We start from the raw sequence: 11,911 nt of genomic DNA on the forward strand, positions 1-11,911 counted from the left end.
CACCCGAAGGAGACAACGCCTGCCGCACCAATAAAGTTAGGTCGCAATTGTGGCGCTGCTCTCCTACCATACGTCTCAAAGAATCGCGCCCATGGTATCGCGCAGAAGAACAAGAATAGGCTCGTCGTTATGATTCCCTTGTCGCGAATTCGAACCCTTTCTCTTGCCACATTAGTGGGCATGTGCCTGGCTGGTTGCGCAACGCAGCTCCCGAAATTTTACACAAACGCACTTGATACCGAGCTGAACGAGGAAGAAGAGAACAAGAAGGCGATTGAGTTGTTCTTCCTGCCCAGCTACTCACCGGAACTGAATCCGGATGAATACTTGAACGGTGACCTGAAGGCCAGAATGAGCGCAGGCGCGCCGGTTCGATCGGATGGCCAACTCCAAGGGAAAGTGCTATCTCATTTACGCTCGCTGCAGAAGCAGCCGGCCAGAATTCGGTCGTACTTCAGGCATGAGAAGATCCGCTACGCAGCGTAAGCCGCTTGTACGGTATTTGGCTGCCGGATTAATATCTTACTTTGTCAGCCCCGAGAGCCCGGCGATGAGGAATGAGGCAAGGACATAACCCATGACCTTGTGAAGGTAGAAATAGTATCGCGCCCAGCCATTGAGATCGATTTTGTAATGGGCTTCGCGCAAGTGAACGATGGGAAGGAGAGTGTCAATGGTATATGCAACACCATATGGAAGTCCGTTGCGCTTTCCCTCTCCCGACAACCGGAGTACCATTACACCAAGGGTAATGAAGATAAATATCCAGGCCCATGCGTAGTAGATTCGATAGCCATAACCGATGAGAATTTTTTGCATCCCCATCCATATTATTGTATTCCGTGATAGCGGAGCTACCGAAAGCTCACAGTTTTTCCCCTCGTACAATATATCATCGGCTTTCTCCTTTTGACCAAGATTGGAGAGCACAGCTCCTAGCTGTTCGTAGGGCTGGAGAGTAAATGGTACAGGTGATGGCTTGCTACAGAGATGTTTGAACCAGTGTTCAAGCCACCACGAGACATCCTGATTTTCAGTAACGGTGTATTTAGGATCTACGTCAAGCGCACTGAGATGGTTGTAGGTAAAGCCACTCAAATCGAGGTAGTCAGGCAAAGGTTCGCGCGTGGGATTCCACTGTGCAGGATTTTCATTTTGGATCTGGAGGTCGCGCGCGGCAACGTTTCTCAGGATAAGCGTCGCTCCTGGATCCCAGTGCGGTGGCCTCCTATCTCTCGATCCGAATCGAAGTGCCTGGCCAATCTTTGCACCGGTTAGGTCTATGGAGTTCAGTGAACTACGCAAGCATTCTGGATCTTTGCACTCCCCGGAATTTTTGAGATGAGCGCTGCCGGACAGGTCAAGATTTCCGCCGATTGAGACATAGTGAAGTGTCGCAGGTTTCCGTAATGTGATCTGCCAGAGGAGCAGGCTATCTCCGATCTGGGAGCTCGTAAGATCGAAATTTCCTATGACCGTGGATCGCTGCATATTGAAATCGCCTCCAATTTCCGCCTCCTGGATTTTGACGTCTTTGAAGAATTGGGTATCCACTACCTGGGCATCTTTGGCAATGATGGCGTTCATGTCAGCATCCCCAGTAACTGACGCCATTTCCATTAGTAAAATCCCATCTATTTTTAATAACAAAAGCTTGATACTGGATAGCTTTGCATCACTCGTGATAAAGTTACGCTCTATGTGGGCACTTTGGAGACTGAGTTCTCCTGCGATCATGCTCCCCGCCAGAGAGAGGGAGTGGTCGGTCTCAAATCCTGCAAGTTTGAGATCGGAATCGAAGCGTGATTTTAAGAGTGCCAGATCGAAAGTGACGTGTGCGTTTTCGAGGTTAATCGGTTCGCGAAAGCGGGCACCACGTATTTTCACACCTCCACGTGGAATGGCACTGCGATAAGGCTCGTGAAGAAGAATTGTCTCAAGGAACCGCTGCCTGAGATCTCTTGTATTCGGCCACCTACCTGCATTGTGCGGATTGTTGAGGCCATTGTAGGTGCGTATCAAGTCCGCTTCTCGTCCTTCACAAACCTGTTTCCACACCCAATGTTCCTGCGCAGTCCAGGCTGACCTTCGTCCAGGCAACCGGTAGGGGCATGCGTTTTCAGGCAGTGCAGGCTCCGATGCAGCCCATACAGTCTCAGTCACAAGGAGGCCTGAGAAGGCTACGCATTGCGATAGGACGAGGAGGAAGGCGGCGGTATGTCGGCGCATTGGAAGAGTGCATTCAAACATTAGACAGACATGCAAGCTTGATCAGAAGGCATGAGCTAAAGTCTTATCGCGTCCACTCGCCACCGCCAAACCCGCCAGTATTGGAAACGGCGTTCAATATTCTTGATCCTCCAATCTGTAAAACGAGCTTACCTGAATTCTGCATGCGCCCCATTGGAACATCGGCCCAACGGCCTTCAATGCGCCCACTTTTCTGAATGAATCCATGGAATACATTGCTAAACCCTTGCCCACCATTTGCGCTTCTGCCATACCACCAGATTTCTAGATCAACCTGCCGAATATAGTATGTTCCTCCATCGTTACACCGCCACTGACCGGTTAGGTTGTGGATCATCAGTATCTGTGCACTATCTCCCTTGCCGAATTCGATGCGAAAATCGTTAACTTCGTCGTCTTGCGCAAAGAGAAAACCACTTGATGCAAAAAAATACATAATTAGGACGAGTTTTATTGTGAATGGCTTCATTTTGTATTCTCCATGTATAAATATTTAACACCGATGGCAAGGGTGAAGTCTTTGCCGCCTTTTGGTTAATCTAATTCTGGCTAGGTGCTGCTATTCACAGCCAGGATGGTCAAAAAGTCACCAGCTAAGTTTGCGGTCAATTACTGGTTAGGCATAAAACCATATCCTCCTTTCCCACAACCACTTTCTCAATGAATTGCGAATTTTAATATCCAAGTTCTGTCATCGTAACCGACTCCAACTATGGCATGTCTTCCCTCTATCTAGTTGCCGTAGACTGGCATTGCACTATGCGCAGTTTGCACTACCTTGAGCGTCATCATCGATGAATAAACAGTAGATCCGTAGAAAAATGGAAAGCCGGATGTCAGGCATGCTTTCAATTCGTTTAGGTTTGTATGATCAAACCGGTAGTAACTTGTTGTTTGAGATTTTTGGCGTCATGATGTTTTTGTTGCATAAATAAAACTTATTTCTCAAATCTAGACAAGACTCGATAAAAATACTCTAAATTAAGTGCAATTTTTACTAAATTTCTTTGGTAAAAAAGTCGGATTCTGTTTTTGTTGACAAAATCACCTTAACTTACAAAATAGATGCCGTTCGATTATAAATATCCATCAGTTGATGCATAAAGCATCGTCAACCGGTTCACTTGTCAATGCCGACTGGACTGCCGCAATGGGCTTCAGAAGGCACGCAGAAAATACTCAGTCGGCGTTTTCCCTTTGCCACTCGCGAAGCGAATGTGCGGGGCATCCTCGGTTCGCTGGTTGTCAGCGATCATCATTTCATCCGGCCCAGACGTGCTGACTACCAGATAGATGTGATCAGCCCCCGGCGGAGAGGGGTTATTGTCGAAGCACACCCCGACATCGCCGGGTTTCTGATTTCCGACCGTGATCTGTGACCATCCGCGATCGATCAACACTTGCGCAAGCTTGCCTGCGCCCCAAGTCATCGGCACGTCCATGCTCGACTGCTGCAGTAAGGCACTTAGATGCGCGGCGCAACCGTTGGTCGGATAGCCCGGAAGTGAGGCGGCTGCCGTTTCTCGGGCTGCCTGGAGTCCCTCCGCAGAACTGCCCTGGCGGATCAACTCTGCTACGTGGATGGCATCCGCAACCGCTGTGCCTGGGGCAGTATGTGACGGCGGAACATCCGCCAGATATGCGCTGCTGACGAAGCCATCGGCGATGCCATCACCCTGTAGGTCGATGGCAGTCCAGGCGCCGACTGATTTTAACGGATGCACCAACGTGCCGAACGGCAGGAGCTTCGAGACCTCGAATTCGACCCCCGGTCCGGAACGAAGGCGCAATCCACTGCGCGCATTAACGCGCATCTGCGCCGGAAGTGGCGATGTTGTCGGGGGCTGTGCTACCGACCCCGTCGTAAGCGTGAAGTCGCCGATCACTTTGCCGTCGCTTGTGGTGTTCGGATCGCACGCGACGCCGGCAATGGTCGCCGGCATCTCCTGACTGAGCGTCCAGCGGTTTGACATGCGGAAGTCCATGTAGTCGGCCCAGCCGGTAGACTGCGCCAGCCACGCGCACTGGGCGAGCCCGGCATCGAGTACTGCCTTGCAGGTCGCGCCGCTGCCGTAGACGCCAATCACATAGTGGGGGTCGCCGGTCGGTTGGCCGAAAGCGTCGGAGACGCCCTGAAAGTACGGGATGACACGGGTGCGTATATCTTCAGCCGTAGCGTCGAAGTCAATGCCGAAGTAAATCGCGGAACCGGCAGGCTGACCGATTGTCGTCGCGCCGTAACTGCGTGCGTATAGCGCGTCAGCAACCCCGCATGCGCGATCAAAGTTCGTCGCCTTATCACCGAAACGACCTTCGTGAACAATGCCCAGGCGTAGTCCGGCGGCCACAAGTTGTATTGCCTCATTGTGTGTGAGACGTTTCGAGGAAAGAACGGTGTCGCGCGAATAGTAGCGAATCACCGTTCTGACGCCAGCGGCGGCCAGCGCCGACGCTCTGTTACCGCAGGCACTCGATACATCGATAATCGTTGCCATGGTTAGCCCTCTCTATCGATGATGTTGTCAAGTTGTCTGGCGCTTTACGTACCGCCAGCCTGCATCGCAACTCTGGTAGCTTGGTCAACTGAAGACTCGTCGCCAGCCGTCAGAGGCAGCAATGCATGGCTCGGCGTCAAAATCCTACATGGTGAGGATGTTGATCTTCGCGTTGGAGCGCCAGTATGTGTCGCCATCAGCGAGCCGTGTCCGACGCCCGATGCGGGCGAACAGGCTTTCGGTATGTGGACGCTACCACCTGGCCCAGTGACCATGGCATTCCACCTCCGCAAGAGCATCATTGCCTTAGGCATCCTTAACCCCCGGTGCCTCCATATGGCTCTTGATTGCCGACCCCGATCATCTGCGCCTGAGAGGAGGAAGACAGCTGGTCAGATTTTCAGGGTTGTGCTCATCAGAGTGTCGATCGAGTGACTTCTCTTGATTGCGCTTCTATTTGCGGGGACTTCATGTGAAATCCCCGCAAATGCCTGTGCCGGTCTCGGAGACCCTCTCCATGTGGTCAAATTTCAGTGCATCCTGTAGTCAAAATCCATAATGCGTCCACACTCTGTGGTGAAAAGCGAACTGCTTCAAACCTTCCCTCCTGTGCACCGGACAAAATCACGTGCCACATCAATTTTGCCAGCGCGAGGAAGGAGCAGACCCGCATCCCCGAGGCGGATGTCCTTCCTTGCCATCAGCTACCCTCACCGTAATTTGTGATTGTAGAGATTCCCATGTTCCTCGGCTGCCATTCTCAGTGCCATGCGTTGATCTTTGCAGCGCTGGAAGAGCAGTTGATTGGCTGGCGATCTAGCGATCCGCTGAGGCGTCTGCAGTCGCTCTTCTTTGGCATTTTTCGTGTGTACCCATTCGCGCAGATTATGCGAAGTAGCCGGCCCCAGATCGACAATAACGGGAGGCGCCGCAGGGTCAAGATAGCGAAGCTGCTGCCATTTATTGGTCACAGGATCCACCCAAGAGATATACCCCCCCGGTAGAATCTGGCGTGGCGCGGTGATCGCACCAGTGAAGCTATAACGTGCGCCGGAGGTAGTGACGGGGTCGTAGAAATTCTGGGTAATAAAATCTGAAACTGCAATCCCCTGAATCGAATAGGCGAAATTGTCCGCTTCGCAGGGGTCGCAAGCTTCAACCAGGTATTCAAATTGACCAGTACCATCCTGAATCTCAGTGCCATTGATTTCAATCGATCGAGAAGATTGAAGCCGGTTGCCAGAAGGATCCACGAGCATTTCGATAATTTCATGGCTTGCCGCGACCGTCCAGCCATCCGATGCTGGGCTGGCTTCGACCTCGGCAAAGGGCTGGTTTCGCTTATTGAGATGGAAGCCCCCCTCGTCAGGGGGAAGGTTGTCAACGAGGAACACAGGCCATACGCCGATCGGTATATGCCTTGCGTGTGGCAGATATCTGACGGTTGCCTGGACATTCCAGAACTTCGGCACGTCGCGCATCACCTGGATATTGAGCGCTGCAGCAGCTTCCTGCAACAAAGAGGGGTCTATTCCAGAATTCTTGTCCACCAGTCCAACCTGGATCAGTGCCATTTTAGCCTCCTGTTAGCATCAGGAACGAATTAAGAAAAATATGAATTTTGGCTAAAGAGCTACGCAGAAAAATTTGATTGCATATGCCTGACGATATGGCATTTGCTACTAGCATCACCTTCCAATCTTTATATAAAGAAAAGTTATTTTGCTGTTTATGATATGCGTAACAATTAAATAAGAGCATGGATACTCAATCAGAGATAGTTCGTTTAAACAGCTCCAATCGTAATTATCAGATTATGAGGATTTTCGAGTGAACGACTTGCACTAAATCTAGAACATGTTTGACAAATTACATTCCGAGAATATTATTTAAATTTAAGAATTTGTGGTCAGTTGATGGTGCTGAGGTTGGTTTTTTTAACGCGGCATGTTTTTCTAACAAATCGCACGATAATTTGTAAGCAAACCATCGAATTGGCCAGCACGGTTTTGCAAAAGGCATCAAATTGACTGCGTCTTAACGCTTTTGCTTTATCCGCAATACCGCAGAAACCGCGTGGAACCATCACTTGCCGCGCGATCAACCGGGTCGACAAGATCCCCGAGCGGTAGGTGGCAATTCAGACGGGACAGGCTACGACGTTGTAACCGGCTGAGGGGGACGCCCAATGGAGTGGCACTGCTGGTAGCTTTACCACAGAGGGTTGGAGCATGAGATCCGCTGAAGTGGTGGGTGTCATGCGCGCCTGGGGGCGAGGTGTCCGTGGACATTGACCATTCCCCGGCCGCATCCTGGTTTAAGAGCGATAGCGACACAAAACAAAAGGAGAACATTCCTATGGCCACCCCACGTGCCCAGAAAATCATGATCATCCGCCACGCGGAAAAGCCGACGACCAACAACAGCGATCCCTATGGAGTGAACGACAACGGCGAAACCGATGGTGAAGGGTTGACCGTGCAGGGTTGGCAGCGTGCCGGTGCGCTAGCCGTCCTATTTGCGCCCAGCCACGGCTCGCTGCAAAACGCTGAACTAGCCACGCCAGGCGTCCTGTTTGCCGCCGCGGTGGCCAAGCACAGTAAGAGTGAGCGACCGGAGGACACGATCACGCCGCTGAGCCAGAAACTCGCTACCCAGATCGATAGCCGTTACACCAAAGGCCAGGAAGCCGCAGTGGCGGAGGCTGCCGTTGCCAGTGATGGTGTGGTGCTGATCTGCTGGCAGCATCAAGACATCCCGACCATCGCTAACGCGATCCTGGATAACCAGAGCACCGTACCGCAAAAGTGGCCAGGCGAACGGTTCGATCTGGTGTGGGTTTTCGATCTGGACCAAAACAGCGGTGCTTACCGGTTCTGCCAAGTGCCGCAACAGCTATTGAAGGGGGATTTGGCAACGATCATTGCCTGACACTATTTGCACCAAGCTCACAGTCCTTGATGAACTGGAATAAAACCCAAGTGCTGTAACGCTTAGCTAGGCAATGAACCCCAGAGGCTATGGAGTGTTAGCGTGCGAATGTTGCATAGACGCTTGCCAGTTGCCCATGACAGCCGGCCGGTTCCGATGGAGGCTGCCCGTTTACGCAACCCCCTGCACCGCTTCGACCAAACAGGGCACCTGCGCTGCAGGCCATTGTCTTTTGCAGCGAATTCCTTAACAGACAACTGGAGGCAAAGTCATGAATGTCTCCCCCTTAAATGAATCTGGCCAAGCGGTTGACTGGTGGTTCATCTACAAGGTGCCAAAACTGTCCGGCGGCAACAATACTGCCGGGGCGACCGGCTATGAGTATGCCTATTACGATGATCCGTTATCCTCGGTGGTCAAGTCACCGTACACGCTCAACAGCCAGCAAGGCGCATTGCATCATACCCTCGATGCGCTGTTCTCCGCCCCATCACCCACCACCGGCTGGCTCTTTTACAACGACGAAAAGCCCGCGAGCGCAGCGGGCACCGATGACAGTGAACTTGGGCATACCAAGGGCGTGATCGCCTTCGACCTCGCCACCGATTCCGCCCTGTGGTTGCTGCATTCATGGCCCAAGTACGTCGATCCCGGGACAACGGCCATGCCGACGCCGCTTTATGGCCAAACCTTCCTGTGTCTAGCCCTGGATCTCGCCGCTACTCGTGCGCTGGCCGCCCAGATGCTGACCCATCAACAACCCCAGGTGTACGAGCCACGGCTCCCTGAAGGTCTGGCAGCCGACGATCCTCTGAGGTTGTTAACGCAGACAATCGATCCGAATGACCCCGGCGAAGCCAGTACGCTGTCGTTGACGTCGCGCGGTGGCACGGCCTTTGAAGTGATCGCCAAGAATCGCGATTGGGGTAAGGACTTCTGGAACGACCTGGTTGGCCCGAAACTGGGCGAGGACATCAATGTCGACACCTGGATTCGAGGCAAGAGTCAGATTCCCCCCATGCTCGATTCAGACGGTATCCATAAGACCTTCGATATCAAGTACATCACCTTGCGGGAGATCGGCTTGCCGTGGGCCTGGCCGGAGACCCGTGATCATGCGAAATGGGCGATCTCCTACAAGGACAACTGGGTCTGCGTCGGCGACATCAGCCGAATGATTTCGCAGGAAAAGCGCGGAGGCTGCACGATCGCCTTCCAGAACGCAGCGCTTTGTGACTTGCTGAATAAGACCGATTTACTCGCTCCCCCCCAACATCACCGAAGCGGCTGCCCGTGAGATGCTACGCACTTACCCACGTCTTTAACTAAGTACCACGCCCCAGAGGAGCAGGCCATGTCACACTATTATCATGATCATAACCACACCAATCCTCACCACTTTCACCCGGCAACCGCGCCGCAAAGCTTCGGGGCGGTCGTCGGCACGATTGAAACCCAAACCGAGCATGAGATCGTGGGCAGGAGTGGGGAACACTTACAGTTCTATGTGGATGTCCACGTGGGTGTTCGTTATCAAGTCGACGTGAACATACGATCCAGTGATGGCACGCCGATCGAAGTCTACGTCGGCAATGAGGATCTGGATCCAACCGGGTCCAATCCCGACCAGCCCTTCGGTGCGCCGACGTATGGTGTCTTTCCCAATGCTACGCTCAGCTACGCAGGACTCGGGCTGACCGATGCCATGTTTGCCTCAGTCAGTGACACACGCATCCAATCTCAGCTCGAGTCTGCCCTTAATCAGGCAGAGTTCGTTGCCGTCTACGGCATGATCTTCGATGACGGCGGCCCCAATGGCAAGGGCATTCACGAAACCCATCTCCATCCCAACGCCAATAAAGAAGACGGTGCCATCGTTGTCTACAGCAAGGACACGACCAATAAGATCAAGCGCACCTGGTTCTTTTTCAAGTTCGTTGGAGATCACATTTAGAACCACTAGGCTTTGTTGCATAAAAGCAGAATAAAGCTAGATAACCAGAAAATCTTGGAAAAAATTGCACTCCTCGTGGTGCAATTTTCCCCGACATCTGCTCATTATTGAGCAATAAATTTGATTTCATTAACAAAGCCGAGCACTGATGGGGGCCAGAAAGGATCGGGTCAACCGGGCTTAGACCGAGCCAAACGCAGCGAAGCTTAGCAGTAGGTCACTCAGGGTTCTCAGATTCGCGACAATATTGGCACCAAAGCGTGACATAATGACATCGGCAAAGTTATGCGCTCTGTGGTTGCGGGATCCGAGGATCATCTCGGGGAACGCTTATAAGAATGCCGTATCGCATGTCGTGGTAGCGGCCAGAATCTTGCGGTCGTTCGGAGCGACCAATAGAGGGAAACCTCCTAAGCATTTCAGCGGCAACGGAAGGAGTGCGTGCCATGACGGAGGAACCGAAAAATAAGGGATTCTGGCAAACACTGCCAGGCATCCTGACCGCCGTTGCGGGCGTTGTCACCGCCGTCACCGGCCTGCTGGTGGCACTGCAGCAGGCCGGCTTGTTCGAGAGGCGAACTCAACCGATCGGAGCGACCAGCCATGCGGCGAGCATCCCGTCGCCGGAATTCGCAAAACCGTCCGCCGTCCCGGCGGCAGGAAGAATCAACCTGCTCTCACCGGAAAATGGCGGCTCGGTCGTCTCAGCCACCAGCGACGACTGGCGCCAGGTCATCCTGGGCCGCCAAAAGATGGTCGTGCTCGGTGGCCATCAGCCTGAAGAGGCGGTCTTTGCCTTCCAGGGCCAGCACGCCGCCACGTTCGACACCATTGCTGTCCTGGTGCCCCAGGCGGACATGAGCAACTTGAAAGACTTTGAGTTGTCCGCCGCGCTGGATTCGCCAGTCGGCCCGTTTACCCGGGTCGGCACCTACTCTGTGCGAAACGTGAAAGTCTTCGACCAGCCCTATCAGATGTTCACGTTCCCCCCCGTTACCGCCCGCTACGTCAGGCTGCGGCTACTGTTGAACCATAACGGCTACGACAATCCATTTGAGGTCTACGACTTCCAGCTCTTCGGTAGCCTGGTTCCGAAATCCTGACCGGCCCCGCAGCGCCCGTCACAACTCTCCTGGGGTACTGTCAACTTGTTGAGTGCCGGCCGCAGAGAAGGCGGTGGGTGAGGATGGGCTAACTCACCCACCTATCTCACGGTCATCGATCTGGGTGACTTCGCGTAATGCAGTTGGCCGATCCAGACGCCGTCGTCAGGCGGGGCTAAGTCGCACAGTTGAGCGCTAAACGATGAAACCGCCAAATTCAGCACGAAAAGTACGGGAACACTTAGTACGGCACGAAAGCCCGCCCTGTCTCACAGACTAATCTCATAGGTTCTGTCGCGATAAGAAGTGGAGAGCAAGTCTAGCGGTGCCGCAGGGTTGCGCTCAAGCCGCTAGCCCATAGAACTGCTCGGCAGGCGTTAAGCCTGCCGACTCCCGTTCAAGTTGGCCTTTCCGAATGGCATGCATTATCTCAATGCCGATCAGAATCCGCCGCGCCATCCAGAAATTCTTGAATCCCAGCATCGGGCGCGTTCGCCGTTTGACGGTACGATGATCCTGCTCGATAACATTGTTCAGATACTTGATCTGCCGAACCAGGATGAGTTTTCCCCGCTCGGCATTGATGGCATCTATCGCGGCAAGATTGGCACCGCTCTTGTCGATCGTGATCTTCTCCGGTTCGACATTCTGAGTGATGGCTTTCTCGAAGAATCGCTTCGCCGCAGCCTTATCACGATGAGCGCACAATAGAAAATCAACAGTCTTGCCGTCTTTGTCGACAGCCCGGTACAGATATTTCCAGCGACCCTTGATCTTGATATAGGTCTCATCGACACGCCAGCTGGGGCCAACAGGCCGTTTCCGGCGGCGAAAGCTTTTTCCAGGACAGGCACCAGCTTGATCACCCAGCGGTGCACGGTAGCGTGATCAACGGCAACCCCACGCTCGGCCATCATTTCTTCCAGGTTACGCAGACTGAGGGAGTAAGCCAGATACCAGCGCACGCATAGCAAGATGACATCGATCGGGAAATGCAGGCGCTTGAGTGCTTTTCGCCATGCCGGTACGGGCGTCTTCTTCATGCCATTTGAGTGTGTTGGTTGGGCTGTCATCTTACCGCAGCCCTTACTGCGACAGAACCCACAAAAGCAATTACATCGTTACTAACGATTAAAGCAGGACAATGAAAAATTACTACTTTCAAGAGACGTTGTTGC

10 protein-coding genes are annotated in these 11,911 nt (G+C 53.1%); 5 read left to right on the forward strand and 5 right to left on the reverse strand.

What is annotated here, in order from left to right:
- Positions 1 to 129 precede the first annotated feature (129 nt).
- Positions 130 to 486 (forward strand): transposase, encoded by a 357-nt coding sequence (locus tag QU481_RS09195; RefSeq protein WP_435382729.1) that lies wholly within the window; start codon positions 130 to 132, stop codon positions 484 to 486.
- 36 nt (positions 487 to 522) lie between these two features.
- Here QU481_RS09195 and QU481_RS09200 read toward each other — a convergent pair whose 3' ends face one another.
- The 4 genes from QU481_RS09200 to QU481_RS09215 form a co-directional block, all read right to left on the reverse strand.
- Positions 523 to 2,058: a hypothetical protein gene (locus QU481_RS09200; RefSeq protein WP_289829663.1), complete on the reverse strand. Its 1,536-nt coding sequence runs from the start codon at positions 2,056 to 2,058 to the stop codon at positions 523 to 525.
- Positions 2,059 to 2,293: 235 nt separating this feature from the next.
- Positions 2,294 to 2,719, reverse strand: coding sequence for a hypothetical protein (locus QU481_RS09205; RefSeq protein WP_289829664.1), 426 nt, complete (start codon positions 2,717 to 2,719; stop codon positions 2,294 to 2,296).
- Positions 2,720 to 3,407: 688 nt separating this feature from the next.
- Positions 3,408 to 4,745 carry a glycoside hydrolase domain-containing protein gene (locus tag QU481_RS09210; protein WP_289829665.1) on the reverse strand — a complete coding sequence of 446 codons (1,338 nt, stop codon included), beginning with the start codon at positions 4,743 to 4,745 and terminating at the stop codon, positions 3,408 to 3,410.
- Positions 4,746 to 5,455: 710 nt separating this feature from the next.
- Positions 5,456 to 6,319: a hypothetical protein gene (locus QU481_RS09215; protein WP_289829667.1), complete on the reverse strand. Its 864-nt coding sequence runs from the start codon at positions 6,317 to 6,319 to the stop codon at positions 5,456 to 5,458.
- A gap of 709 nt (positions 6,320 to 7,028) precedes the next feature.
- Between QU481_RS09215 and QU481_RS09220 the strand changes: the two genes are divergently transcribed.
- The 4 genes from QU481_RS09220 to QU481_RS09235 all read left to right on the forward strand — a co-directional run bounded on the left by QU481_RS09220 (position 7,029) and on the right by QU481_RS09235 (position 10,733).
- Positions 7,029 to 7,676 (forward strand): hypothetical protein, encoded by a 648-nt coding sequence (locus QU481_RS09220; RefSeq protein WP_289829669.1) that lies wholly within the window; start codon positions 7,029 to 7,031, stop codon positions 7,674 to 7,676.
- A gap of 271 nt (positions 7,677 to 7,947) precedes the next feature.
- Entirely contained in the window at positions 7,948 to 8,973 is a 1,026-nt protein-coding gene (locus tag QU481_RS09225) for a deoxyribonuclease II family protein (RefSeq protein WP_289829670.1), read from the forward strand.
- A 57-nt stretch (positions 8,974 to 9,030) separates the two neighbouring features.
- The gene (locus QU481_RS09230; protein ID WP_289829671.1) at positions 9,031 to 9,630 is read left to right on the forward strand and encodes a hypothetical protein; all 600 of its coding nucleotides are present in this window, start codon (positions 9,031 to 9,033) and stop codon (positions 9,628 to 9,630) included.
- A 446-nt stretch (positions 9,631 to 10,076) separates the two neighbouring features.
- The gene (locus tag QU481_RS09235; RefSeq protein ID WP_289829672.1) at positions 10,077 to 10,733 is read left to right on the forward strand and encodes a discoidin/SUN/FTP domain-containing protein; all 657 of its coding nucleotides are present in this window, start codon (positions 10,077 to 10,079) and stop codon (positions 10,731 to 10,733) included.
- Positions 10,734 to 11,075: 342 nt separating this feature from the next.
- Here QU481_RS09235 and QU481_RS09240 read toward each other — a convergent pair.
- Positions 11,076 to 11,776, reverse strand: a protein-coding gene (locus QU481_RS09240; RefSeq protein ID WP_289829673.1) for an IS6 family transposase whose coding sequence is annotated in 2 segments (ribosomal slippage) — positions 11,076 to 11,569 and positions 11,569 to 11,776 — 702 coding nt in all. Because the reading frame shifts where the segments join, the coding sequence is not laid out codon by codon here.
- Positions 11,777 to 11,911 lie beyond the last annotated feature (135 nt).

The organism is Crenobacter oryzisoli (assembly GCF_030385785.1).
GTDB lineage: Bacteria > Pseudomonadota > Gammaproteobacteria > Burkholderiales > Chromobacteriaceae > Crenobacter_A > Crenobacter_A oryzisoli.